The sequence below is a fragment of the Pseudomonas sp. Pf153 genome (assembly GCF_001269775.1).
Taxonomy (GTDB): Bacteria; Pseudomonadota; Gammaproteobacteria; order Pseudomonadales; family Pseudomonadaceae; genus Aquipseudomonas; species Aquipseudomonas uvaldensis.
In genome coordinates, this window is the sequence record NZ_LHVL01000013.1 from 87,905 (window position 1) to 112,141 (window position 24,237).

Annotated in this window: 23 protein-coding genes; 5 read left to right on the forward strand and 18 right to left on the reverse strand. The window is 62.6% G+C overall.

The genetic code is table 11. The annotated features are described in order from the left end of the window. Positions 1 to 54 precede the first annotated feature (54 nt). The 14 genes from AD666_RS09300 to AD666_RS09365 all read right to left on the reverse strand — a co-directional run bounded on the left by AD666_RS09300 (position 55) and on the right by AD666_RS09365 (position 13,624). Positions 55 to 972: a dihydrodipicolinate synthase family protein gene (locus tag AD666_RS09300; protein ID WP_025213515.1), complete on the reverse strand. Its 918-nt coding sequence runs from the start codon at positions 970 to 972 to the stop codon at positions 55 to 57. A gap of 76 nt (positions 973 to 1,048) precedes the next feature. After that, entirely contained in the window at positions 1,049 to 2,077 is a 1,029-nt protein-coding gene (locus AD666_RS09305) for a proline racemase family protein (protein WP_053150650.1), read from the reverse strand. 116 nt (positions 2,078 to 2,193) lie between these two features. Next, positions 2,194 to 2,916: an amino acid ABC transporter ATP-binding protein gene (locus tag AD666_RS09310; RefSeq protein WP_053150652.1), complete on the reverse strand. Its 723-nt coding sequence runs from the start codon at positions 2,914 to 2,916 to the stop codon at positions 2,194 to 2,196. Then, complete coding sequence (locus tag AD666_RS09315; protein WP_053150655.1) at positions 2,909 to 3,559, reverse strand: amino acid ABC transporter permease; 651 nt, start codon at positions 3,557 to 3,559, stop codon at positions 2,909 to 2,911. The genes AD666_RS09310 and AD666_RS09315 overlap by 8 nt, the downstream gene beginning before the upstream one ends. A gap of 38 nt (positions 3,560 to 3,597) precedes the next feature. Beyond that, a complete protein-coding gene (locus AD666_RS09320) occupies positions 3,598 to 4,263 on the reverse strand; it encodes an amino acid ABC transporter permease (protein WP_053150658.1) in 666 nt (221 codons plus the stop codon). Further along, entirely contained in the window at positions 4,256 to 6,025 is a 1,770-nt protein-coding gene (locus tag AD666_RS09325) for an aconitase X (RefSeq protein ID WP_053150660.1), read from the reverse strand. The genes AD666_RS09320 and AD666_RS09325 overlap by 8 nt, the downstream gene beginning before the upstream one ends. 10 nt (positions 6,026 to 6,035) lie before the next feature. Beyond that, positions 6,036 to 6,854 (reverse strand): transporter substrate-binding domain-containing protein, encoded by an 819-nt coding sequence (locus tag AD666_RS09330; RefSeq protein WP_053150666.1) that lies wholly within the window; start codon positions 6,852 to 6,854, stop codon positions 6,036 to 6,038. Positions 6,855 to 7,083: 229 nt separating this feature from the next. Beyond that, a complete protein-coding gene (locus AD666_RS09335) occupies positions 7,084 to 7,836 on the reverse strand; it encodes an AraC family transcriptional regulator (RefSeq protein ID WP_053150670.1) in 753 nt (250 codons plus the stop codon). A 208-nt stretch (positions 7,837 to 8,044) separates the two neighbouring features. Beyond that, positions 8,045 to 9,301: an FAD/NAD(P)-binding oxidoreductase gene (locus AD666_RS09340; RefSeq protein ID WP_053150673.1), complete on the reverse strand. Its 1,257-nt coding sequence runs from the start codon at positions 9,299 to 9,301 to the stop codon at positions 8,045 to 8,047. Beyond that, the gene (locus tag AD666_RS09345) at positions 9,298 to 9,534 is read right to left on the reverse strand and encodes a 2Fe-2S iron-sulfur cluster-binding protein (RefSeq protein ID WP_053150675.1); all 237 of its coding nucleotides are present in this window, start codon (positions 9,532 to 9,534) and stop codon (positions 9,298 to 9,300) included. Before AD666_RS09345 ends, AD666_RS09340 begins: the two co-directional genes overlap by 4 nt. Continuing rightward, positions 9,527 to 10,642 (reverse strand): FAD-binding oxidoreductase, encoded by a 1,116-nt coding sequence (locus tag AD666_RS09350; protein ID WP_053150678.1) that lies wholly within the window; start codon positions 10,640 to 10,642, stop codon positions 9,527 to 9,529. Before AD666_RS09350 ends, AD666_RS09345 begins: the two co-directional genes overlap by 8 nt. Continuing rightward, positions 10,639 to 11,571 (reverse strand): 4-hydroxyproline epimerase, encoded by a 933-nt coding sequence (locus AD666_RS09355; RefSeq protein WP_053150681.1) that lies wholly within the window; start codon positions 11,569 to 11,571, stop codon positions 10,639 to 10,641. Before AD666_RS09355 ends, AD666_RS09350 begins: the two co-directional genes overlap by 4 nt. Before the next feature lie 149 nt (positions 11,572 to 11,720). Beyond that, positions 11,721 to 12,392, reverse strand: coding sequence for a GntR family transcriptional regulator (locus tag AD666_RS09360; RefSeq protein ID WP_053150684.1), 672 nt, complete (start codon positions 12,390 to 12,392; stop codon positions 11,721 to 11,723). After that, positions 12,389 to 13,624 carry an MFS transporter gene (locus AD666_RS09365; protein WP_082339719.1) on the reverse strand — a complete coding sequence of 412 codons (1,236 nt, stop codon included), beginning with the start codon at positions 13,622 to 13,624 and terminating at the stop codon, positions 12,389 to 12,391. Before AD666_RS09365 ends, AD666_RS09360 begins: the two co-directional genes overlap by 4 nt. A 131-nt stretch (positions 13,625 to 13,755) precedes the next feature. Here AD666_RS09365 and AD666_RS09370 point away from each other — a divergent pair, with 131 nt between their 5' ends. Both AD666_RS09370 and AD666_RS09375 read left to right on the forward strand, forming a co-directional pair. Next, positions 13,756 to 15,132, forward strand: coding sequence for a PLP-dependent aminotransferase family protein (locus tag AD666_RS09370; protein WP_053150688.1), 1,377 nt, complete (start codon positions 13,756 to 13,758; stop codon positions 15,130 to 15,132). Between the two features lie 126 nt (positions 15,133 to 15,258). Then, positions 15,259 to 17,400, forward strand: a complete 2,142-nt coding sequence (locus tag AD666_RS09375; protein WP_053150691.1) for a TonB-dependent siderophore receptor — start codon at positions 15,259 to 15,261, stop codon at positions 17,398 to 17,400. Between the two features lie 54 nt (positions 17,401 to 17,454). On the opposite strand, the gene AD666_RS09380 is transcribed toward AD666_RS09375, so the two are convergent. Further along, positions 17,455 to 18,189 (reverse strand): SDR family NAD(P)-dependent oxidoreductase, encoded by a 735-nt coding sequence (locus AD666_RS09380; RefSeq protein ID WP_053150695.1) that lies wholly within the window; start codon positions 18,187 to 18,189, stop codon positions 17,455 to 17,457. A 304-nt stretch (positions 18,190 to 18,493) separates the two neighbouring features. Then, positions 18,494 to 18,700 (reverse strand): 4-oxalocrotonate tautomerase family protein, encoded by a 207-nt coding sequence (locus AD666_RS09385; protein ID WP_013693518.1) that lies wholly within the window; start codon positions 18,698 to 18,700, stop codon positions 18,494 to 18,496. Positions 18,701 to 18,828: 128 nt separating this feature from the next. On the opposite strand from AD666_RS09385, the gene AD666_RS09390 reads away from it, so the two are divergent. Beyond that, a complete protein-coding gene (locus AD666_RS09390) occupies positions 18,829 to 19,752 on the forward strand; it encodes a LysR family transcriptional regulator (protein ID WP_053150699.1) in 924 nt (307 codons plus the stop codon). Between the two features lie 103 nt (positions 19,753 to 19,855). Here the strand turns inward: AD666_RS09390 and AD666_RS09395 are convergent, their stop codons facing one another. Together AD666_RS09395 and AD666_RS09400 are read right to left on the reverse strand one after the other, a co-directional pair. Continuing rightward, positions 19,856 to 20,290 carry a nuclear transport factor 2 family protein gene (locus AD666_RS09395; RefSeq protein ID WP_053150703.1) on the reverse strand — a complete coding sequence of 145 codons (435 nt, stop codon included), beginning with the start codon at positions 20,288 to 20,290 and terminating at the stop codon, positions 19,856 to 19,858. Positions 20,291 to 20,407: 117 nt separating this feature from the next. Further along, a complete protein-coding gene (locus AD666_RS09400) occupies positions 20,408 to 21,304 on the reverse strand; it encodes a LysR substrate-binding domain-containing protein (RefSeq protein WP_053150705.1) in 897 nt (298 codons plus the stop codon). Positions 21,305 to 21,411: 107 nt separating this feature from the next. On the opposite strand from AD666_RS09400, the gene AD666_RS09405 reads away from it, so the two are divergent. Then, positions 21,412 to 22,809 (forward strand): MFS transporter, encoded by a 1,398-nt coding sequence (locus AD666_RS09405; protein WP_053150708.1) that lies wholly within the window; start codon positions 21,412 to 21,414, stop codon positions 22,807 to 22,809. Beyond that, positions 22,806 to 24,080 carry a glucarate dehydratase family protein gene (locus AD666_RS09410; protein WP_053150711.1) on the forward strand — a complete coding sequence of 425 codons (1,275 nt, stop codon included), beginning with the start codon at positions 22,806 to 22,808 and terminating at the stop codon, positions 24,078 to 24,080. Before AD666_RS09405 ends, AD666_RS09410 begins: the two co-directional genes overlap by 4 nt. Positions 24,081 to 24,237: the final 157 nt, after the last annotated feature.

A 24,237-nucleotide genomic window follows, 5' to 3' on the forward strand; every position in this document is an offset into this window, starting at 1 on the left:
CTTTCGCGAGCAAGCCCGCTCCCACACAGGCCTTCATATTTCTAGAGGAAGGTCCTAAAGCCCCACATCCGGCAACGCCGGCCGATTGGCCATGGCCTTGGCCATGATCTGCTCCACATACACCCGATCCTCTTCCGGCAACGCCAGGCGCGGTGGGCGGGTGAGGGCGCTGCCGCGGCCGGCGATGGCTTCGCACAGCTTGATGCACTGCACCAGGTCCGCGCGGGCGTCCAGGTGCAGGATCGGCATCAGCCATTCGTAGATCGGCATCGCTTCGGCGAAGCGCCCGGCGCGGGCCAGGCGGAAGATGGTTTCGCCTTCCTTCGGGAACACATTGGACATGCCCGACACCCAGCCCTCGGCGCCGACGGCGAGGCTTTCGAGCACCACGTCGTCGAGCCCGGCGAACAACACGAAACGGTCACCCACTTCGTTGCGCACGTCGATGAAGCGCCGGGTGTCGCCGGACGAATCCTTGAAGCACACCACGTTGTCGCAATCGGCCAGGGATATCAGGATGTCCGGGGTCACGTCGTTTTTGTAGATCGGCGGGTTGTTGTAGACCATCAGCGGTACATCGGCGTGCCGGGCCACGTAGCGGAAATGCTCGGCGGTTTCGAACGGCTTGGAGCCATAGACCAGGGCCGGCATCAACATCACACCGTCGACACCGACCTTGCGCACGGCATTGGCGACCTTGGCAGCTTGCACGCTGGTGAACTCGGCCACGCCGCAGATCACCGGCACCCGGCCACGGGAGGCGTCCACCGCCACTTCGGTCACGGCGATTTTTTCCTCGGCGCTCAAGGAGGTGTTTTCCCCCACCGAACCACAGACCACCAGGCCCGACACGCCGTCACGGATGACGTTGGAAATCACCTGGTGGGTTTTTTCCAGGTTGATGGAAAAATCGTCGTTGAATTGGGTCGTGACGGCAGGGAATACGCCGCTCCAGTTGATGCGTTTGCTCATGGATTGTCTCCGATTGCTAATGGTTTGTGATGTGTGGGAGCAAAGTTTGCTCACACAGGGCGATGCCAGTTCAAAATCAGGCCCCAGGCCAGGTGTCCGACAACCGATAGCCTTGCGGCCACGGGTCTTGGGGATCCAGCAGCAGTTGGTGAGTTCCGGTGATCCACGCCCGGCCGGCGATGCACGGGTAGATCGCCGGGCGTCCGGCCACGTCGGTCAGCGAATCGATACGACAGTGGAATTCGGAGCCGATGATCGAGCGTCCGATAAAACGATCTCCTACCTGCATCTTCCCTTTGGCCTGCAGCACCGCCATGCGTGCCGAGCAGCCGGTGCCGGTGGGCGAGCGGTCGATCTTGCCGGGCCGGATCACCACGGCATTGGCGCCCGTGGCGATACCGGCCTCATGAACGATGGGCGCGGCGATCTGGCAGAACGAGATATGCGACCACTCGGGATTCAGCGGATGCACGAAACCCAGCTGTTCATTGGCGGCCCGGGTGATCTTCATGCCGGTGGCCACCAGGTCGGCCGCTTCGTCGGGGCGAATGGCGAAGCCCAGGTCCTGAGCGTCGGCAATGACGAAGCTGTCGCCGCCGTAGGCCGTGTCCACCCGCAACGACCCCAGGCCCTCGACTTCGATCCAGGCATCGAGGCGGTCGGCGAAGGAGGGCACGTTTTTGACTTCTACCCGTTGCACTTTGCCGTCGTGGCAATCGGCGAACGCTTCGATCAGGCCCCCCGGCGCTTCGAGCACCAGGTGCGTCCGGGGTTCGGTCATGGGCAGGATGCCGCTGTCCAGCAGCACGGTGGCGACGCACAGGGAGTTGGAACCGGACATCGGCGGCGTGTCAGCCGGCTCCATGATGATCCAGGCCATCTGCGCCCGTGGGTCCTTGGCCGGTACCAGCAGGTTCACATGGCGGAACACCCCGCCACGGGGTTCGTTGAGTACGAAGTTGCGCAGGGTCTGGTCCCGGGCGATCCAGCGCGACTGCTCCCACACCGTGTCGCCGGGCGGTGGGGCGACGCCGCCGACGATGACATCACCGACTTCGCCTTCGGCGTGGCAGCTGACTACATGGATGATCTTTGATGAGCGCATGGGGTGATCCTTGTTGTTTGTTCGGGCCTCTTCGCGAGCAAGCCCGCTCCCACAGGGGGGCGCGGTGCATACAGATCCCCTGTGGGAGCGGGCTTGCTCGCGAAAGGGCTATCGGGCTATTTCACTGACCTGAGAAACGCCGCTGTCTCCGGCTGCATCGGGTTGCCGATGACCTGCTCCGGCGGCCCGATCTCATGCACCCGGCCATTGCAAAAGAACGCCACCCGGTCGGACACATCGCGGGCAAAGCGAATCTCGTGGGTCACCAGCACCATGGTCATGCCGTCTTCGGCAAGCATGCGCATGGTGTCCAGCACTTCGCCCACCAGTTGCGGGTCCAGGGCCGAGGTGGCTTCGTCGAACAGCATGTAGTCCGGCGACATTGCCAGGGCCCGGGCGATGGCCATGCGTTGTTGCTGGCCCCCGGAAAGTTTGCCGGGAAACGCCTTGAGCTTGTCGCCCAGGCCAACGTGTTCGAGCTGACGCACCGCCAGGGCTTCGGCGTCCTGCTTGCTCTTGCCCAGCACTTTGCGCGGTGCCAGCATCACGTTCTCCAGCACGGTCAAGTGAGGGAAGGCGTTCCATTGCTGGAAGACAATGCCGATCTTCTGCCGCAAGTGATTGAGGTCGGTGGCGCGGTCATGGACTTCGATGCCGTCGACGCGGATGCTGCCTTTCTGGATCGGCTCCAGGCCGTTGATGCACATCAGCAGCGTCGATTTGCCGGAGCCCGAGCCGCCGATGATCGACACCACTTCGCCCTTGTCCACCGTCAGGCTCACGCCCTTGACCACCTCCAGATCACCGAAGGATTTGTGCACGTTTTCGATTTCAATCATTTTCCTGCCACCTTCTTTCCAACCGTGCGCCGAGGCGGGCGACCACCAGGCTCATGACGTAGTAGATGAGGCCTGCGATGCACAGCACCAGCAGGGGTTCTTGAATGCGCGTGACGATGGTCTGCGAGGCGCGCAGCAGTTCGACGATGCCGATCCACATCACCAGGGCGGTGTCTTTCATTACGCCGAGCACCAGGTTCAGCCAGCCGGGAAAGGCCACCCGCGTGGCAATCGGCAGGACGATGAAGCGCAGGTCCTGCAGATAACTCAGGCCCAGGGAGCGACTGGCGCGCCGCGTGCCGAGGGGCACCGCCAGCACGCCGCCCCGGACGATTTCGGTGAAATAGGCCGCCGCGTAGATTCCAAGCACGATGCAGCCGACCGCAAAGGCGCTGAGGTTCAGCCCGGCAATGCTCTTGAAAGAGTTGAACAACACGAACTGGATCAGCAGCGGCACGCTGCGAAACACATCCAGCACCCAGGCCAGTGGCAGGCTGGCCCTTGGCGCCAGGGCCCGGAGCAGGCCGAACAGCAGGCCGGCCAGGCTGCCCAGCAGGATCGACCATGCGGTCAGTTGCAACGTGACCCAGGCCCCTTCGAGCAGGAACAGCAGGTCGTTGACGGTGAGGCTTGTGGCAAACATGACGGGCCCTCGATAAGGATGCTTCAATAACGATGCTTTCAATAGCGAAAGAGCCGCCAGGACAGCAGCCGGGCCAGTCCGACGATCGATTTGGCGATCAGGTAATACAGCACTGCCGCGAGGGCGAAATATTCGAAGGTACGGAACGTCTTGACGTTGTATTCCTGGGTCACGCCGGTGAGGTCGTTGTTCAGGCCGACCACCACCCCCAGCGACGTCATCAACACCGCCCAGACCATCTGGTTGGTCAAGGGATAGAAGACGATGCGCAACAGCTGCGGGACGATGATCATCCGGTAGGCCTGGAACGCACTCATCCCCAGGGAACGCGCCGCGCGCATCTGTGTGCCGGGCACGGCCTTGAGGCCGCCGCGAAAATTCTCCGCCAGATAGCCGGCGTTGTTGAAGGTGATCCCGGCCAGCAGCGCGAGCCATGAACTGACGTGCAACCCGAGGGAACCGAGGCCGAAGTAGAGGATGTAGATCTGGAACAGCGAGGGGGTGTTACGGGCGATGGAAACCCAGCTGTTGCCCACCCCGCGTAGCAATGGGTGGCGCGCCTGGCGCATGACCGTCAGCACCAGGGCGATCAGCACGCCGAAAATCATCGACAGGGCCGCTGTTTCGAACGTCACCCACGCCCCGGCCAGCATATCGGGCAGGGCGCGCAGGGCGGGGCGCCACTGGAAGCTGTAGTCAAACATGGGATCTGTTTCCTGGACGATTGACAGGGCGCAACCACATCGGCGGCTGGCCGCTGGTGGTGCCGGTGCACGCCGCCTCGACGCATTCGGCGAGGCTGGCAAAGTGCACACCGCGGCCCACCAGGCCCGGCGCGTAATGGGCGAATTTGCCGGAGTTGGTCATCAACGTGGTGGCCTGTGGCGGGATCACGGGTTCGCCCAACATGCACCAGCAGGTGTCGGTGACCAGCGTAGCGCCGAAGGCTTCGAGGGACGCGAGATAGCCGCCGGCGCGGGCTTGTTCCAGTACCGCTCGACCGCAGGTGATCGCCAGCATTACTTGCGGATGTTTATGTCGACCCGCGCACAGCTTTGCCAGGGCCGCGAACTCGCTGAGGGAAAAATGCGGGTTACCCAGGGAAACCACATCCACGTGGTTGTCCCGGGCATTGTTCAACTCGCGCCAACTGGCAAGCAGGCCCGCGATATCGACGGCTTTGACCGGCAAAACCGGCTCCCACGTATCCGGGTCGAGGGCTTCCGGGGTTACCCCGGCGATGTGGAACAGCGGCGCGGCGCTGGTGGTAGCGAACGCGGCACCGAAGGCTTTCAGGTCGTCCTGGCTGGGGGCGGCGTGTTCCAGGCCGCGAATCAGCGGGATGTTCCGGCCCGCCAGGTGACCGACGTGGTAGCCCAGCAGCGGATAGAAACTGTCGTCGACGGCGCCCGACACCGGCACCTCGACGATCAATCCGGCCTTGCGCCGGGCGTCCAGGTGACAACCGGCCAACGGTGCGCGTCCGCACAATGCTATGCAGATGTCGAGGAAGTCCGGGTATTTCTGGGTGCGTGCGCCGAGTACGCTGTTGGCATAGACCACCGCATTGGATTCGGCCCAGACGATTTGCTCGCCGGCCTTGGGGGCTGTGTCGAGCAGGTAGGGCGCACAGGTGAAACTCATCTGCGCGCCCATCGCCATATAGGCATCGCCCAAGGCGCTGGCCGGCTCGCCCAGAAGCGGGTCGACGCCCAGTTCCCGCCAGCGACGCTGGTCCACGGAAATGGCATTGAGGGTGGTGGGTACCCGTACCTTCGCCCCCCATTGCACCAGTTGTTCGGCAAAACGCAGGCTGGCCGGACCGGTGTAGATACAGCCGTCGATATGCGCCTGGGTCACGTCCAGCAGTTGTTCCGCACCCTGGATGGCGGCCATGCGCAATACGATCTGCATCGCCACCTGGGCAGCCTTGCCATGCGCCCCGTCGAGCAATGCCCGATCCTGCCCGGTAAGCTGAACACTCGACGGCGCAGATGATGGCAGGGCAGCCTGCCTGCTTTGCCAGCCATCGTTGGGACGGCGTCCGGACAAGGTCACACCGTTCCCTTCGATGCGCGCGAAGCCCTGGCCCCGCAATCGATCGAACGCCTCGCGACCGACGCACACGACCGGCAGGGTACGCTGGAAGATCACTTCTGCCACGAGCACGCCCAGGGTCAGGATCTCGTCGGCTTCGGCCAGCACCAGGGCGGCGGGCGCGTGACCGTTGCTGATCAGTTCCATCATCACGCTGCTGCCGGTACAGGAGCCGCGCCCACCGGGAATCGCCAATACGCGCCCGCCCAGGCGTTCACCGCTCAGCGGATGGTGGCGGTCGATCACCTCGCCGGTGGCCGGGTCCACACCACCCCAGAAACTCAGGCTCACATCGGCGAAGAGCAGGGTGCCCTGGGCGGCTCCCTCCACCAGACAGCGACCTTCGACGCGGACAGGCGTGCTTGGCATGTCCCGATCCTCAGTAGTAGACCTGAGGAACGGTCAGGTTGGTCGGCGCAATGTCGGTGCCAACCCATTTGGTGAACAGCTCCTTGTAGCGGCCGGTGCGTACCTGCTGGTTGATGAAGAGATTGAGGTAGTTGATCAGGCCGTACTCGCTGCGCTTGGCACCGAGGGAGACGTAGTCGATGACGTAGGGGGCGTCGCCGGCAATTTTAAGATTCTTGTACTTGCCGGATTTGATGGTCGCGGCCGCCACGGTGTTGGTCACCACCGTCGCATCGATGTGTCCCTGGGCGACGGCCAGCAACGTGTCGTTCTGCGACTGATAGGCCCGGAAGCTGCCGCTGCCCCAGCTTTTCTGGTCTTTTTCCAGGGCGATGGCTTCGTAGGTACCGCTGGTATTGCCCAGGGCCTTGCCCTTGAGGTCGGCGAAGCTGTTGATGCCGGTGTTGTCGCGGGTCAGCACCACCATCTGGAAAGCGAAGTAGGGCACGGTGAGGCCGACGGTCTTGGCCCGTTCGAGGGTGTCGGAGGTCGATGCGACGATCACGTCGGCGCGACCGGAAATGAGCGCCGGGATCCGGTCGGGAAACGGCGTTTCCACGACTTCGGCCTCCACGCCGAGCACTTTCGCCAGGTCGTTGCAGTAATCCACGTCGAAGCCCGCCGGCTTGTTGCTTTCGTCGCGAAAACCCATGGGCGGAAAGTCCAGGGTCACGGCGCAACGCAGCTTGCCGGAGCCGATGATGTCGTCGAGTTTGTCGGCATGTGCCGGGGAGATGAACAGGGGAGTCAGGACAACGCTTAACGCTACGGCCAATGCAGGGTTCTTCATAAGTGCCTCGCTGTCGAATCGGTGCGTTGAAATATCGTAGTTAGGATTTCGTATACGATATTAAATGAAGCAATCAACGTGCCTGTTCGGTGTTTTACCGCTCGCTGTGGTTAAGTCATTGATAGTTAAGAGACTACTTCGAACGGAAGCCCAGCAGCAAACAAGCCTGTTTCATCGCAGTGTTACAGATAGGAGCAAGTGCGCCGCCGATGCCCCGCAAGGGAACAGGCTACTGGCGCTGGTTCTCGCGAAACTGGCTCGGTGAAAGGCTGGTCAGCGCACGGAACTGACGGCTGAAGGCGCTGTGGTCGGTGTAACCGCAGCGCAGGGCGATTTCGGTGATCGGCAGGTGTTTGTCCAGTAACAGCCGCGAGGCTTCTTCCAGTCGAGCTTTGTGAATCATTTGTCGGGGCGTGAGCTGGAAGATGCGTTTGCACTGACGTTCCAGCTGCGCCACCGACAGCCCGGCGATAGCGGTCAGTTCAGCGAGGCTGACCGGGCGGGCGAAGTGCTGTTTGATGTGGGCGTCGACCGCCGCCAGCTTCTGGAACGCCGGGTCTGCGGAACGGGGCAATTGCAAGTCCCTGGAAATGCCGGCGAGGCCAACGATCCGTGCATCGGCGTCGCACAGGGCGAGTTTGTGAGTCAGGCACCACACCGGCTGGTTGCCGTAGTACAGGTGCAGCTCGAGTTGGTCGGCCAGTTCCCGACCGCTTGCCAGGACCCGTCGATCCTGTTCGGTATACAGCGGGCCGAAGCGCTCGGGAAATACCTGCTCGGCGGTGAGGCCCAGCAGGTCGCCGCTGTGCTTGAAGCCGCAGCGTCGGGCCAGGGTCTGGTTGACGAAGGCGTAGCGGGCCTGCTTGTCCTTGATGAAAAACACCACGTCCGACAGGGTGTCGAGCAGCGTGGCGATGGGTTGCAGGCTGCGCAACAGGGTATCGAGGTCGCAAGGTGGGAAAGCGGTGAGCGAGGGGTACATGGGCCGGCAGCGCCTTTTGTAGGAACGAGCGGGTTCGCGATGGCGCAGTGTCATTCGAAAAATGGGTGGCTGTCACGCCGCAATCGTGAGCAGGCTCGCTCCCACAAAAGGTCGAGATCAGTCGCAAATGCAACTTCTCTACCCCGGATCCCTGTGGGAGCGAGCCTGCTCGCGATGAGGCCGGCAGACCCAATACAGATACCAGGATTCAGTTGCGCGGGAATTCTTCCAGCTCCAGCAAGGTTTCAATCCTCGCCGGACTGAAGGGCGGACGCGGCACCGGCGGTGTCCAGCCAAGCAGATATTCCAGCGCCGCGCCGCACACCCGACCCTGGCATGCGCCCATGCCGCAGCGGCTCGCCAGTTTCGCTTCGCGCCAGTTCGGATGTCCGGTCAGCTCGCCATAGGCCACATCTTCGCAGCGGCAGACCAGGGTTTCGGCGCGGGCCAGGTTTTTGAGCCGTGCATCGAGGGCGAACGCCTTGTTCAACGTCCTGGCGAAAGCCTGCCAATGTGCACGACGCGACCACAGGCGTCGGGCGGCGGCCGTATCGTCGACCGCCGCGTGTCCGGCGATGGCACCTTCCACAAGCGCCAGTTCGCTTCCACCGAAACCGGTGCATTCGCCAGCGGCGTAATGGCCGGGGCGGGTGGTCGCTTGCCAGCTATCCACCGCCAGGGCGTTGCCTGTCAACTCACAGCCCAGGGCCTGACCGAGCTGGGTATTGGGGATGAGGCCGAAGCCGCAGGCCAACCGGTCGCAGGCCAGCTCGATGGGCTTGCCGTGTTGCAGCAGGCGCACGCCTTCGAGTCGTTCGTCCCCGTAGGCTTGCACCACATGGGTGTCAGTGCGGTAGTGGCCGTCGAACAAGCTGAACGCCTGTACGAACTTGCCCGGCCAGCAGGGCAATTGCGCGACGAAACCGGCCACGGCAGCGCGACCGGCCTGCTCGGCGATCCGCAGCACTTGCGCACCTTGGTGCCGCGCCGTGGCGGCGCTGGCCAGCAACAAGGGCCCGCTGCCGGCGATTACCAACCGTTCGCCGCGTACCGGCAGGCCGCCCTTGATCAACGCCTGCAAGCCGCCGGCACCGGTCACGCCGGGTAGCGTCCAGCCGGGGAAGGGCAGCAGCAGTTCGCGGGCGCCGGTGCACAGGATCAAGCGCTCGTAGCGGATCTGCCAGCCGTGTTTGGCGTCCTCCACCAGCAATGTCTGGTCGGCTGCGCGGGCAATCACGCGGGTGCCAGGATGGCAGCGCACATTGGTGCGGGCGAGCAGCCATTCGCGCAGGCGTCGTGCCTCGGTGGGCAGGTTGGCTTGGGGGCCGTCGCGCCAGATCTGTCCGCCCGGCAGTGGGTTGTCGTCCAGCAGCACAATGGATGCGCCACTGCTCGCCGCGGCGAGGGCGGCGGCCATGCCGGCGGGGCCGGCGCCGATGATCAGCAGGTCGGTGGTTTCGTTCATGGTCGGGTCTGCACTTGCATGCCGTCTCGGCACAGCGTCTGGCACGCCAGGCGCCGCTGGCCGTCGATCAGTACCCGGCATTCCTGGCAGATGCCCATGCCGCACAAGGGCGCCCGGCGCTGGCCGCTGACCGAGGTGCGGCTGCTGCCGTCTGAGCCCAGTGCCAATGCTGCCGCGACGCTGGTTCCACTGGCGACGGATAATGGATGACCATCCAGTAATAATTCAGGCATGGACCGGTTCCCCAAGGAAGCGCTGCGGCAGATAAGGCTGTGCCGCCAACGGTGACGTTTCGTTGAACAGTTGGGCGACCAGCAGATCGGCCGTCGCCGGTGCCGTGGTGACGCCCAGCCCTTCATGCCCCACCGCCAGCCATAACCCCTTGCGCTGCGGATGTTGGCCCACCAACGGCAGGCCATCGGGGCTGGCGGCTCGGAAACCGGTCCAGGCGCGAATGCCGTTGAGGTGCGCCAGCCCCGGCATGTACTCGACGGCGCGCTTGAGCATTTTCGCCAGCATCCAGCCTTCCACCTGCGGATCGACGGTTCCGAACTGCCGCGAGGCGCCAATGAACAACTGTCCGGTCGGGCGTGGCTGGATGTTGCACGCCACCGAGGGACCGCTGGCATTGTGGGCGCTGGTGACATAACCCAGCTCCACCAGGGTATGGGTGACGGTGGCGGGGTAGCGATCAGTGATCAGCAGATGGCCCTTTTTCGGTTCGATGGGCAGTTCCGGGCATAACTCGGTGGCCTGGATGCCATTGGCGAGGATCACCGCCTCGGCGCTCAGCCAGCGACCATCGTCCAGGCGCACGCGCCGGCCATCCACTTCGCTGACCTGCGCCCGTTGCTGGCGGATACCCGGTGAATCCAGCATCCAGCGAGTGGCGGCCGGGGCGTAGAGGATGCAGTCGCCCTTGATCAGCAACCCGCCTTCGAGGCCTTCGCGCAGTTCGGGCTCGCGCTGGCGCAGGGTCGCCCGGCCGATCAGCTCACAAGCTTCGCCATGGGCCGCCAGATTGCGGTATTTGTCGTGGGCTACCGCCATTTCTTCTGCATTGGCGGCCAGCCACAAGGTGCCGTTGTTACGCATGGCGCAGTGCTCGGGCAGCAGTCGGGCGAGCTCGCGCCAACGTTGCAGGGAGTATTGGCTCAGGGCCAGTTCCGCCGGGTTGTCGTCCAGCACCAGCAGATGGCCCATGCCGGCGGCTGTCGCGCCCTGCCAGCCGGCATCCAGCACCAGTACTTCCAGGCCGCGCCGGGCCAATACCCTGGCGCAGGCCGCGCCGATGATGCCGGCACCGATGACGATCACATCGGCCACAGGCGCTTCGTTCACGGACAAATGCCCCAGGCGAACGGATCATCCGGTTCGATGATCAGCGAGGCTTCGTTACTGATGAAGGCGCGACCGCGAATGGTGGGCACGATGCGCTCGCCCGCCGGTTCGTAGGAACCTTCGAACTCGCTGCCGATGACACTCGCCTGGCGCCAGATCTGTCCGGGTTGCAACTTGCCGTCCGCCGCCAGGCACGCCAGTTTGGCGCTGGTGCCGGTGCCGCAGGGAGAGCGGTCATAGGCTTTGCCGGGGCAGAGCACGAAGTTGCGGCTGTCGGCGTGCGGGTCTTCGGCGAACAGTTCGATGTGGTCGATCAGGCCGCCGTCTTCGCCGCGAAAGCCTTGCTGTTCCAAGGCCTGTTGCACGGCGAAGGTGTAGGCGGTCAACGCGTCGAGGTTGTCGCCCGCCACGCGCTGGCCATGGTCGGCGATCAGGAAAAACCAGTTACCGCCCCAGGCCACGTCACCCACCACCGGGCCGATGCCGGGCACTTCCACGCTCAGTGCCTTGCGGTAACGGTAGGCGGGTACGTTGCGCACGCTGACCGAGCGATCTTCGTGCAAGGTCGCCTGGACGGTGCCCACCGGGGTTTCGATGGCATGCACGCCGGGGCCGATCCGGCCCAAATGGGCCAGGGACGCTACCAGTCCGATGGTGCCGTGACCGCACATGCCCAGGTAGCCACTGTTGTTGAAAAAGATCACCCCGGCACAGGCCTTCGGGTCCACCGGTTCACAGAGCAGTGCGCCTACCAGTACGTCACTGCCGCGGGGTTCCAGCACGCAGGCCGTGCGCCAGGCATCGTGCTCCTCGGCCAGCCGTTGCCTGCGCTCGGCCATGCTGCCGCGGCCCAGGTCGGGAAAGCCGTCGATGACCAGGCGGGTTGGCTCGCCGCCGGTGTGGGAATCGATGACGGTAATGCGTTTCATGGACAGGCCGCTCCCGTTCAGATGAGTGAACGCAAGCGTGGCCCGCACCGAGGGTCGGCGGCTTGATGGTTTTATCCGGTGCTGATGACGAAATCGGCACAGCCGCAACACCCACAAGCTCCAGCTACACAGGGGGTGTTGGGGTGGGCTCAATGACTGGGCGGCAGGAACTCGAACAAGGTCTTGCAGACGCCGGCGATGTGCTCGTCCAGCAGCCTCACTGCCCGTTCCACATCCCTGGCGCGGCAGGCGTCGACGATTTCCCGGTGTTCATGATCGGCGCGTTCCTTGCCGGCCGACAGGCTCATCTGCATGCGCAGGTAGCGCTCCAGCTTGTCGTGGACCGAGCGGATCAGGCTGACCATGAAGGGGCGTTGCGCCGGCTCGTACAGGCAGGCGTGCAACTGCCAGTTGAGCTCGGCCCAGCGTCCCACGTCGTCCTCGCCGATGAACTCGCGGCAGATGGCCTCGGCACGGGTGAAGGTGTCTTCGGTCATGTTCGGAATCGCCAGGCGCAGCACTTTGTCTTCGAGCAGCATCCGCACCTCGAACATCTGCGCCAGTTCCGCTTCGGAAATGCGCGTGACCATCGCTCCGCGATTGCGCTGAAACATCACCAGGCCTTCGGCCTCCAGCCGCTTGAGGGCTTCGCGCACAGGGATCTTGCTGACATTGAACTGACGGGCAATGTCGTCCTGGCGAATCGGCTCGTCCTCGGCAAAATGCCCGGCCACGATGGCGTCGCGCAGGTGACGGGTGATGATTTCCGAAGTGGAGGGGGTGTTGCCCAGGTCTGGCAGGTTGAACTTGGATAAGGTCACGGCGACGGGTCGGCTGGCTGAGATGGGGATATGGTATACGACTTGGCAGAAGGGGTGTCGAGCTGTCCTGGATCTTGGATGCGGGTTACGTACGCTTCTGTCCGAACAATGACTAATCCCGTGACCGACGCACCCAACGACAACGCCACCCCGAACAGAATCAACGCCACATCAGCGCCAAAATGGTCCGCCAACACCCCGGTCACCACCACGGGAATGCTGAACCCGACGTAGGCGAACAGAAAGAATCCGGCGCTGACCCGGGCTTTTTCCGCCCCTGCCAGGGTCGTGATCGCCGACAACCCGCCCAGGTACAGAAAGCCGTAGCACGCGCTGCTGGCCCCCAGCGCTCCCAGCAGTACCGCACTGAGCGATCCCTGGCTGGCCCCCCAGGCCAACAATCCATAGCTCAGGGGCAAGACCAACAAGCCCAACCCGGTGGCGCGGGCCGGTTGCATCCGTCGTACCCAGGGCTGGAAGAGCAAGCCGCAGCTGATGACCGTGAAGGTCGAGAGCCCCGACCAGCGCTGTAGATCGTGGGTGGCCAGTACCGAGGGCAGAATGGCGATCACCAGGCCTGAGGTGGCCCAGGCCAGCAGCATCGAAAAGCTATAGGGCAGGCTGCCGGCCGGGAACAGTGGCGGGCGCAACATGCGGGCGCGGCGGGTCTTCGGCGCAGGGTCCGGCAGACGTGAAACCACGACCATTGCGATAGCGGCCAATCCCAATTGCAACCAGAAGCTCCCTGGAACGACACTGGGGTACATCAGCAGGAACAGGCTGGTCAGCGCTGCGCCAAGACCAAAGCCCAGGGACGTGCTGGCCGTGACCCGATTGGCGCAGGCACGGGGTTCGTCGTTTGCCAGCAGTTCGCTCATATAGGCCGTCGATGTCGCCGAGGCCAATCCCGTGCCCAGCCCCATCATCAATCGTGCCAGGCCCAGCGCGACCAGATTCGGCCAGAGCAAGGTCATCACAGTCGCCACCATCGACAGACCCAGCGCTATCAATATCAAGGGTTTGCGTCCCACCCGGTCAGGCAGTCCACCGAAGGCGAGCAGGACGGGTAACACCCCCAACACATAACATGAAAACGCCACCGCCGTAGCGCCGGCGCCATAGCCGGAGGCTTGCGCGTAGGTGGTATAGAGCGGGGCTTGCAGGTTGACTGCAAGGGTGATCAGGCAGAGACCGAAAGCCAGTCCCCACGCGTGCCGGTGCTGTGTGTTCAAAGTGTTTCCTGAAGGTTGAGGCGTTTGGGCGACTATCACGTCCGGGCTTCACACGGACAAGGAACACATCCGAACCATTTGTGTTTAACTGTTCGCTTAAAAATCGAGAACACTTCGCCAAGAGCGTCGCCATGGACCTGAATATCGATCGCAATGCCGGGGTGCCCGTGATCCGGCAGCTCGTGACGCACCTCACAGGCTGGATAAACGCGCAACGTATCCGTCCCGGCGCCCGGATGCCTTCCATCCGGTCCCTGGCCCAGGAAAATGGCGTGAGCCTGTCGTCGGTCATCAAGGCTTATGACCGGATGGTCGCCAGCGGCGTCCTGGAGTCCCGCCATGGCTCGGGCTTTTTCGTGGCGCAGCAGCGTTCCTGCCCGACGGAACCGGACGTTGAGACCGGCGATGGCCCGTGGTCGTTGTTCGATAATGCGTCGACGCAGCTCAAGCTGGGGTGTGGCTGGCTGCCGGATGCCTGGCGCGACGACACCGACCTGGGCCAGGCGATCCGCCAAGTGGTGCGCAGTGACAGCCAGTCCTTGTTCAACTACAGCACCCCGCTGGGTTCTGCCCACTTACGCCAGCACATTCAAAAACGCCTGGGGCTGATTGATATCCACGTCGATCCCCAGCAGATCATCACCACCCAAGGAGCGAGCCACGGCCTTGACCTGTTAGTGCGCACGCTGCTCAAGCCCGGTGATCTGGTGCTGGTGGAGAGCCCCGGTTATTACAACCTGTTCAATCTGTTGAGGCTGTACGGTGTCAGGACCCTGGCGGTTCCCAGGACCGCCGAGGGCCCTGATCTCGAATGCCTGGAGCGGTTGCTGGCGCGGCACAAACCCTCTTGTTTCTTCATCAACAGCATGTACCAGAACCCCACCGGCACCAGCCTGGCGCCGGGCGTGGCGTATCGGTTGTTGCAACTGGCGACCCAGCATGATTTGCGCCTTATCGAGGACGACATCTACGCGGACTTCCAGAACGGCGCGACGACTCGCCTGGCCGCGCTCGCTGGCCTGGACCGGGTGATCTACCTCGCCAGTTTTTCCAAGACGCTCTCCAGTTCATTGCGCATCGGTTATGTCGTCGCCCCACCCGACATCATCCAGCGCCTGGCCGAAGTGAAGATGGTGACTGGCATCGGTTGCTCTCTGCTGGCGGAAAATGTCGTGGCGACCCTGTTGGCCAACGGGGCGTATCGCAAGCTGCTCCAGCGCTTGCGCCAGCGCTTGAACAAGCAAATGGCGAGCACGCTTCGCCTGCTGGACAAGGGGCATTGGGAGGTGTTCGCCGAGCCGACAGGAGGGCTGTTCGTCTGGGCCCGGCCCCGGCATCTGGAGAGCGGGCGGGTGCAGCAGATTGCGCGTGAAACGCAGGTCCAGCTTTCCGACAGCGCCCGCTTCATGCCGGCGGGGGAGGCGTGCGACTGGTTGCGGCTGAATGTGGCTTACGTCCAGGATGTTCGCGCACAGAGGTTTTTTCAGCGGATAGAGGAAGCGCGTTAGCGCTGTGGGAGTCCGGAAAGATACTAATGGGAACGTATATCAAATAGGAATGAGTTGCTGTATCTTTCGCGACACATTCTTGTCGGCCTCAGGTGGCCGGTGTTCTGTCATTAGGATTGTGCATCGATGCGTCGGATTCTCGTTTCACTGTGTGTGCTTCAGGCTTACTCCTTATCCACCTGGGCAGAGGAGCCCGTCGCGGCCAGCCCGGCAACGCTAGAACTGCAAGCCACCGACGTCATCGGGAGCGCTGATTACGAGACTGCAAAAGGTCCGGTGAAGGGCTACCACGCCACCCGTTCCGCCAGCGCAACCCGCACCGATACGGCGATCCACGAAACGCCGCAATCCATCTCAGTGGTGTCCCGCGACGTCGTGGAAGACCTTGGCGCCACGCGCCTGCAAGAGGCTCTCGATTACGCCGGTGGGGTGGGTCGGGCCAACAATTTCGGCGGCCAGGGGCTGACCACATTCACGGTGCGCGGCTTCACCACCGGAGAGTTCTACCGCAATGGTTTCCCGATCAACCGTGGCTACCCGAATATGCCCGATGCCAACACCATCGAGCGGCTGGAAGTGCTGCGCGGCCCGGCCACCATGCTGTATGGCCGTGGCGACCCGGGCGGGACATTCAACGTGGTGTCCAAGCAACCATTGGCCGAGCGCACGGTGACCCTGGGCAGCCAGGTCAATGACCAGGGGATGCGTCGAGGCACCCTGGACGCCTCCGGGCCGCTGGACGAAGAGGGCCGCCTGGCTTACCGGCTGAACGTGATAGGCGAGGGCGGCGACACCTTCCGCGATCACGTCGAGACCGAGCGCTATGGCATCGCGCCCGTGGTCACCTGGCAGCTCAACGACACCACGCGCCTGACCTTCGAAGGCGATTTCATGCGCAACAATGCACCGCTGGACCGTGGCCTGACCCATTACCCCGGCCAGCGCGGCACCGCCTCGCGCGATACCTTCTTCGGCGAAAAAGACGCCGGCAAGCTGCACAACGACAACAATATGTTGCAGGTGCGCTTCGAACACATGCTCAACGACGACTGGACCCTGGCCGGCGGCACCCAGTGGCTCGACGGCACCTTGCAGGGCAATGCGGTGGAAGGCAACGGCATCGCTGCCGACGGGCGTACCCTGGGGCGCAACTTCAACTATCGCAAGTTGGAATGGACCGACCGTGACACCCAGCTCAACCTCACCGGGCACTTCTCCACTGGCGGGTTCGAGCATACGTTGCTGACGGGTATCGAGTACGAGGACTACCAGTACCAGTCCATCATCCAACGCTCCGCTGCAGGGGCAGGTGCCTACCCGATCGATATCTTCGACCCGGTCTATGGGCAGCCTCGTCCTGCGTTGACGCGCAAGCCCACCGATGACCAAGAGAATCTCAAAACCTTGGGTGTGTTCGTCCAGGACCAAGTGGCGCTCACCGAGCGCTTGAAAGTACTGGCAGGGGCACGTTTCGAGCGGTTCGAGCATGAGTACGAGTCTTTCGTCCCACAGAATCCTCCCGGCAGCCGAAATTGGGACACCAGTCATAATGCGGTCACTCCGCGTCTGGGCGTGACCTACGACCTGACCGACACGGTGGCTGTCTACGCCAACACTGCCCGCTCTTTCAAACCCAACACCGGTGCCCGTCGTGAGGGCGGAGGCTTCAAGCCGGAAGAAGGCAAGTCCTACGAAATGGGGATCAAGTGGGAAGCGCTGGACCGCCAGTTGAGCGTCGACGCGGCGATCTATCAGATCGAAAAGCGCAATGTGCTCACCCCCGACCCGCTGGACACCACCTTCAACGTAGCCGCCGGAGAGGTGCGCAGCCGTGGTTTTGACCTGAACGTGGCCGGCAACCTGACGCCGGAGTGGCGCGTGATTGGGGGCTACGCCTACGTCGATGCCGAAGTGACCAAGGACATCAGTATCCCGTCCGGCACCCGCCTGCTCAACGTACCCAAGAACAGCTTCAGCCTGTTGAACGTCTACGAGTTCCAGGACGGTGGCCTCAAGGGGCTCGGCCTGGGCTTGGGTACCCGGTACGTCGACGAGCGGGCCGGCAATACCGCGGCCAGCACCTTTACCATGGATAGTTACACCGTCGTGGACCTGCTCGGCTACTACAAGGTCAACGAACGGATCCGCCTGAACCTGGACTTGAAGAACCTGTTCGACGCCGATTATGAGGAGGGCGCGTTTGGCGGCGTCTACGCTTACCCAGGCGCACCGCGAACCGTGCAGGCCGGCATCTCCTACACGCTCTGAATCCCGCGCTTCATGAAAACCCCGGAGGACTTGCCTGCCTCCGGGGTTTTCTTTTTACCACTTGCCGGTGCTCATCCCGCCGTCCACCGGCAGGATCGCGCCAGTCGTGAAGTCGGCACCCGCCAGGTACAGCACGGCTTCGGCGATTTCTTCGATGGTGCCCACACGACCAGCCGGGGCCAGGTTGTTGAGGAATTCGCGGTGTGCCGGGTCATGCATGGGCGTGTCGATGATGCCGGGCGCGACCGCGTTGACCTTGATGTGATGGGGTGACAGTTCCAGCGCCAGGGCACGGGTCATCTGGTTGACGCCGCCCTTGATCAGCACCGGCAGGGCGGCAGGCACTTGGATGTTCGGTTGCAGGGCTACCGCGGCCGAGATGTTGATGATGAAACCCTGCTGCCGGCCGACCATGTGCGCGGCGGCTGCCTGGCTGGCGTAGACGAGCCCCTTGAGGTTGGTGTCCAGCAGCGCTTCCAGATCCTGGGGGCTGTATTCGACGAAGGGTTTGGGCAAGAAAAACCCGGCGTTGTTCACCAACCCGTCAACGGCTCCGAAGGCCTCGATGGCTTTGGCGATGAGCGCAGTGGAGGTAGCCGGAGCGGCGATATCGCCCGCCACGCCGATGAAACCGGCCGGGTGGCCGAGTTGTGCGGCAGCATCATCGAGGCCGGACTGGGAACGGGCGTTGCCGACCACGTTGTACCCCTTATCCAGAAACGCCTTGACCAGACCCAGGCCGATGCCGCTGGAGGCGCCGGTGATGATGACGGTTTTTTTGCTGCTCATGTTGTGACTCCTGATCGTTGAGTTGAACCGTTGTGCCCGTGTGGGCGCTGGTTGGGATCAGGTTATTGCTGCACCGGAGTTTGATAAATGGGGGCTCTGGTACTTGAGTTGATACGTGGTGTAATCAATCTTCCTGTCATCACCGCTGATGTGGGAGCGGGCTTGCTCACGAAGGTGGTGGTTCAGTTACATATTCGCTGCTGACACACCGCTTTCGCGAGCAAGCCCGCTCCCACAGGATTGTATGCAGGACCAATGAAAAAGCCCGGTCGCTGGACCGGGCTCGGAAAGGCACTACCCCTCATCACTCCTTCGGAAGACTTCGATACGCCGTCGTCGTCATCCCTGCATACCCCCAGTTATCCGTGTCGACTTCCTCGATCACGATGTGAGTCAGGTGCGGGTCCTTGCCCAGCACGCGCTGGAGGGTTTCGGTGATTTCCGAGATCACCTGGGCTTTTTGCTCGCGGGTCACGCCGTCACGGGTAATGCGTACGTTCACGAAAGGCATGTTGCACTCCAGTTGTTGGGAAATGGACGCAGGACAATTCCTGCGCAACCGAAGGCCACTGTATTTATACGTAGCAGGATGGTAAACAGGCGTCGGGAATATTCAGTTGATACTTGGTGTAATAAATCATGAAGCGGCACTTCGAAGACTTGCAGCTCGGCAGTATCGAACTCTTCTGCCTGGCGGCCGAGGCGGGCAGCTTTACGGCGGCGGCCCAGGTGGCAGGCGTGACGCCAGCGGCCGTGAGCCGCTCGATCTTTCGCCTGGAAGAGCGCCTGGGCTCGCGTCTTTTCGTGCGGACCACACGCAGTATCCGGCTGACCGAAGCCGGCAGGACCTACTTCGAACAATGCCGCCAGGCATTGACGCAACTGGTCGAGGCGCAGCAGGAGGTGATGGGCGCGCAATCGGTGCCGTCCGGGCAACTGCGCATCAGCCTGCCCACCACCTATGGCCATCACCGGATCCTACCGCTGCTGCCAGCCTTTCGGGCGCGCTACCCGCAGGTCAGCGTGGATATCCATTTAAGCAACCGGAACATTGATTTCGTTGCAGAAGGCTATGACCTGGCGATCCGGGTGCGGGCGCAGCCGGACTCTTCGATGATCGCCCGGTTGCTGGAGGATGCCCGACTGGTCGTGGTCGCGTCCCCGGATTATCTACGCACGGCGGGCACGCCGCAGACCCTGGAAGACCTCGACGATCACGAATGCATACAGTTCGAATTGCCCAGCAGCGGGCGGCGGATTTCCTGGCTGTTCAATGTGGAGGGCAAGGAAAAAGAGCTCTTCGCTCAAGGCAGCTATAGCTGTTCGGATGACGTACTGGGTGGCGTGACGCTGGCCAAACACGGGGCGGGGCTGTTCCAGACTCACCGTTTCATCATCGAAAAGGAACTGGCGGACGGCAGCCTGGTGGAGGTGCTGCAGCCGTACAGCGGTCGGTCACGTCCTTTCACTCTGTTGTACCCCCATGGTCGATACGTGCCGCAACGGGTGCGTGCGTTCGTGGAGTTCCTGTTGGAATACCGGCAACAGTGGGCCGGTGCCTGACCCGCGCCTGAAGGCGCTCCCTGTGGCGAGAGCGCCTGCACCCGCTTGAGTGCGAAGCACTCACCCGGAAGCCGCCACAGAAAACGCCTGAATCGATTCGCGATCAGAACCGGAACGCCTGACGACCGATAAGCAGCCACTTGCCATCCTTCTGCTTCTGCCAGATCTGAAAGTTCTCGATTTCCGTCGGCACCACTTCAGTGCCCTTGAGAGCCTGGGCCGAGAAGTGGTTACGCACCAGGGCGGTGTCGCCGGACAGGGTGATTTTCTGGTTCTTCATTTCCAGGCTCTTGAACGCGCTCTTGCCCGTTTCGATATCGGCAATGAAGGCTTTCTTGTCCTGGATGTTTCCGCTGGAATGGCCGTAGGTCAGGTTTTCGGAAGCCAGGGCCTGGAGTTGTGGGATGTCTTTGTGAAGCATGGCCTGGGTCAGGTGATCGACCGCTTCGGCCACTTCTTGTTCGGCCGTTGCGGGGGCGGCGGCGACGTAGCCGCTGAACAGGCAAACGAAGCCCATCAGCAATTTGGCTTTTCTCATGATCTTTCCTTGTTTTTGTAGTTGTCGGGCAAAGGAGCGGACGAAGATTGCTTACGCTCATCGGTCATCGTACAACTAGTTTGGGGCAACGGGAATAGCCCAACGCCGTGGTTGATGTCACATTCCTTCGCGAACCGCCCCGCGGATCCCGTCCAGCAACATGGTGAACGCCGGATTGTCGTTGTCCTCGCGCCATACCAGATGCAATTCGCTCTGCACCCCTTCGCCCAAATCGATCTCGCGAAACACCACCTGTTTGAACACCACGCTGGTGGCACACCGGGGCACCAGCGCCAGGCCCATGCCGGCGTTGACCAGCGCAAGGATCGTCAACGATGACCCCAGCCATTGCACGAATTGCGGCGCGACCCGCGCCGAGCGGAGCATGCCGGTGAGCAGTTCGTTGAACGGCGGGTAGGCGGAGTGGGAGTACATGAGGAAGGGTTGGGCATCGAGGTCTTGCACATTGACGGATTCGGCGCGGGCCAGCGGATGGCCGGCGGGCACTGCCAGGACGAAGGGCTCGCGCACCAGGCATTCGGTGGCGTAACCGGTTTCCAGTAGCGGCGAGCGGACGATCCCGAGGTCGATGCGGCGGGCGCGCAGGGCCTCGTGTTGCTGGTAGGTGTTCATCTCCGACAGGACGATCTTGACCTGGGGCTGTTTCAGCCGGGCCTCGGCAATCACTTTGGGCAGGAATTCATACACCGCGCTGCCGACAAAGCTGATGGTGACCGAGCCGATGTCGCCTTGGGCGAATCGCCGCGCGGCCACGGCGGCCTGTTGTGCCTGTTGCAACAGGTTCTGCGCTTCGATGAAGAATGCCCGACCGGCTGCCGTAAGGGCCACGCTGCGGGTGCTGCGGGTGAACAGCTCGACGCCCAGGTGATGCTCGAGCAATTGGATCTGCCGGCTCAGCGGTGGCTGGGTCATGTTCAACCGTTCGGCGGCGCGACGAAAATTCAGTTCAGTCGCCACGGTGGTGAAGCAGCGCAGTTGGGCGAGTTCGAACATTGATTCAATCCAGGTATCAATCAAGTGCCAAGTTAGATTAGACGGAAACAATATGCCCCGTCCATCATCGAGCCGTTCCCCACAAAAACAATGATTGGGAGGCTCCCTTGAGTAACGTATCGGACTCCACGCATGACAGCACCCTGGCGCTTGCCGCCGCCAAGGTCAAACGTCATGTCCTGCCCCTGGTGGTGGTGATGTTCATCGTCAACTACATCGACCGGGTCAACATCGGCTTCGTGCGCAGCCACCTGGAAACCGACCTGGGCATCGGTGCCGCGGCCTACGGCCTGGGCGCCGGGCTGTTCTTTGTCGGTTATGCGCTGTTCGAAGTGCCCTCCAACATGCTGCTGCAACGCTACGGTGCTCGCGCCTGGCTGACGCGGATCATGTTCACCTGGGGCGCGGCGGCAATGGCAATGGCCTTCGTGCGCGGCGAAACCAGTTTCTATGTGTTGCGTTTCATCCTCGGCGCGGCGGAGGCGGGCTTCTTTCCCGGCATCATCTACTACTTCACCCAATGGTTGCCCGCGAACGAACGCGGCAAGGCCATGGCGATTTTCCTCAGCGGTTCGGCGATTGCCTCGGTGATTTCCGGCCCCGTGTCGGGTGCCTTGTTGCATATCAGCGGCATGGGCCTGCATGGCTGGCAGTGGATGTTCCTGATCGAAGGGTTTGCCTCCATCGTGCTGTGCGGTTTTGTCTGGTTCTGGCTGCAATCGCACCCTAGCCAGGCCAGATGGCTGACGGCCGAAGAGAAGACCGTGCTGATTGCCACCATTGCCGAGGAGCAACGGGCCAGGGAAGCCGCCCAGGTGATCAAGCCGTCGATGTTCAAGCTGTTGGCCGACCGTCAGATTGCATTGTTCTGCTTCATCTATTTTTCCATCGCCCTGACCATCTACGGCGCCACGTTCTGGCTGCCCAGCATGATCAAGAAAATGGGCGGCCTGGGGGATTTCCAGGTCGGCCTGCTCAATTCCATCCCGTGGATCATTTCCATCGTGGCGATGTACGGCTTCGCTGCCCTGGCCAGTCGATGGAAATTCCAGCAGGCCTGGGTCGCCGTGACCCTGGTGATTGCGGCGTTCGGTATGTTCATGTCCACCACCGGCGGACCGGTGTTCGCCTTCGTTGCGATCTGCTTCGCGGCCATCGGTTTCAAGGCAGCGTCGGCGTTGTTCTGGCCCATCCCGCAGGGCTATCTGGATGCCCGTATCGCTGCGGCGGTGATTGCCTTGATCAACTCCATCGGCAACCTCGGCGGTTTTGTCGCCCCCACGGCTTTCGGTTTCCTGGAACAGACCACCGGCTCCATCGAGGGCGGTCTGTACGGGCTGGCGATCACTTCGCTGATCGCCGCCGTGGTGATCTTCTTCGCCCGGACGACACCGGGGCGTGACACGCCCAACTCCTTGTCCGGTCGGCGCGAAACCGTCGAAGCCGTCGACCCGCCGGAAAAAAACCAAGCCCTGAACCCTGGCCCATCGGGAGCCGCTGTATGAAGATCAAACGCGTCACCGTTACACCCATTGCCTTTCGCGATCCGCCCTTGCTCAATGCCAGCGGCATCCACGAGCCGTTCGCACTGCGCTCGATCATCGAGATCGAGAGTGACAATGGCTACATTGGTCTGGGAGAAAGCTATGGCGATGCGCCGGCCCTGGCGATCCAGCAACAACTGCAGAGCCAGTTGATTGGACTGGACCCGTTCAACCTCAACCAATTGCGAGCCATCGTTCAGGCCACCGTGGCTGCGCAGAGGCCGGCCAGCGTGGCCGGGGCGGAGCTGGCGCCGGGGTCTCATGCGAGCAAGGCGGTCAGCAATGCTTACTCAGCCTTTGAAGTGGCATGCCTGGATCTTCAGGCCCGATACCTGAACGTTCCGCTGGTGGATCTGCTGGGCGGGGCGATTCGCGACGAAGTGCCGTTCAGCGCTTATCTGTTTTTCAAGTACGCCGAACACATCGATTCACCTTACCCGCCAGACAGCTGGGGTGAGGCCCTGGATGAGCAGCAGATCGTCGCTCAGGCCCGGCGCATGATCCAGGATTACGGTTTCAAGAGCATCAAGCTCAAGGCCGGCGCCCTGGAACCGGAGCATGAGGTGGCGTGCATCAAGGCCTTGAAAAAGGCGTTCCCCGGCTACCCGCTGCGCATCGATCCGAATGCCAACTGGTCCCTGGAAACGTCCATCCGCATGGCCGAATTGCTGGGCGATGACCTCCAGTACTACGAAGACCCGACGCCGGGCCTGGAAGGCATGGCCCAATTGCACAAGCGAACCGGTCTGCCGCTGGCAACCAACATGGTGGTGACCGACTTCGACGAGTTCCGCCGCAGCGTGGCGCTCAACAGCGTGCAGATTGTCCTGGCGGACCACCATTACTGGGGCGGGCTGAGGGACACCCAGGCATTGGCGAAAATGTGCGCCACCTTTGGCCTGGGGGTATCCATGCATTCGAACTCACACCTGGGCATCAGCCTGATGGCCATGGCCCATGTGGCCGCCGCCGTGCCGAACCTGGACTACGCCTGTGACACCCATTACCCATGGCAGGAGCCGGACGAAGAAGTCATCAAGGGCGGCAAGCTGCCCATCGTCGATGGCTGCGTGAAAATAACCCGGGCGCCGGGCCTTGGGCTGGAGCTGGATCGTGATCAACTGGGCAAGCTGCATGACCAGTTCCTCAGCTGCGGCATCCGCCAGCGCGACGATGTGCGGCAGATGCAGCGCTATCGGCCGGATTGGAAAATCGTCAAACCCAGGTTCTAAAGCGTAGACATCCATCGCCCGGGTGGCTACCTCCACGGTGGGAGCGGACTTGCTCGCGAATGTGATGTATCAGCCAGCACATTTTGTGACTGATTCACCGCTTTCGCGAGCAAGCCCGCTCCCACAGGTGGATAGGGTTGGGCCTGAAGTATTGCGC

Coding starts and splice junctions, on each gene's coding strand:
- AD666_RS09400 (WP_053150705.1), bottom strand. CDS start 21,304: ATGTTCGAACTCGCCCAACTGCGCTGCTTCACCACCGTGGCGACTGAA.
- AD666_RS09355 (WP_053150681.1), bottom strand. CDS start 11,571: ATGAAACGCATTACCGTCATCGATTCCCACACCGGCGGCGAGCCAACC.
- AD666_RS09345 (WP_053150675.1), bottom strand. CDS start 9,534: ATGCCTGAATTATTACTGGATGGTCATCCATTATCCGTCGCCAGTGGA.
- AD666_RS09390 (WP_053150699.1), top strand. CDS start 18,829: ATGAAGCGGCACTTCGAAGACTTGCAGCTCGGCAGTATCGAACTCTTC.
- AD666_RS09305 (WP_053150650.1), bottom strand. CDS start 2,077: ATGCGCTCATCAAAGATCATCCATGTAGTCAGCTGCCACGCCGAAGGC.
- AD666_RS09380 (WP_053150695.1), bottom strand. CDS start 18,189: ATGAGCAGCAAAAAAACCGTCATCATCACCGGCGCCTCCAGCGGCATC.
- AD666_RS09330 (WP_053150666.1), bottom strand. CDS start 6,854: ATGAAGAACCCTGCATTGGCCGTAGCGTTAAGCGTTGTCCTGACTCCC.
- AD666_RS09320 (WP_053150658.1), bottom strand. CDS start 4,263: ATGTTTGACTACAGCTTCCAGTGGCGCCCCGCCCTGCGCGCCCTGCCC.
- AD666_RS09385 (WP_013693518.1), bottom strand. CDS start 18,700: ATGCCTTTCGTGAACGTACGCATTACCCGTGACGGCGTGACCCGCGAG.
- AD666_RS09335 (WP_053150670.1), bottom strand. CDS start 7,836: ATGTACCCCTCGCTCACCGCTTTCCCACCTTGCGACCTCGATACCCTG.
- AD666_RS09315 (WP_053150655.1), bottom strand. CDS start 3,559: ATGTTTGCCACAAGCCTCACCGTCAACGACCTGCTGTTCCTGCTCGAA.
- AD666_RS09375 (WP_053150691.1), top strand. CDS start 15,259: ATGCGTCGGATTCTCGTTTCACTGTGTGTGCTTCAGGCTTACTCCTTA.
- AD666_RS09300 (WP_025213515.1), bottom strand. CDS start 972: ATGAGCAAACGCATCAACTGGAGCGGCGTATTCCCTGCCGTCACGACC.
- AD666_RS09325 (WP_053150660.1), bottom strand. CDS start 6,025: ATGCCAAGCACGCCTGTCCGCGTCGAAGGTCGCTGTCTGGTGGAGGGA.
- AD666_RS09310 (WP_053150652.1), bottom strand. CDS start 2,916: ATGATTGAAATCGAAAACGTGCACAAATCCTTCGGTGATCTGGAGGTG.
- AD666_RS09395 (WP_053150703.1), bottom strand. CDS start 20,290: ATGAGAAAAGCCAAATTGCTGATGGGCTTCGTTTGCCTGTTCAGCGGC.
- AD666_RS09370 (WP_053150688.1), top strand. CDS start 13,756: ATGGACCTGAATATCGATCGCAATGCCGGGGTGCCCGTGATCCGGCAG.
- AD666_RS09410 (WP_053150711.1), top strand. CDS start 22,806: ATGAAGATCAAACGCGTCACCGTTACACCCATTGCCTTTCGCGATCCG.
- AD666_RS09340 (WP_053150673.1), bottom strand. CDS start 9,301: ATGAACGAAACCACCGACCTGCTGATCATCGGCGCCGGCCCCGCCGGC.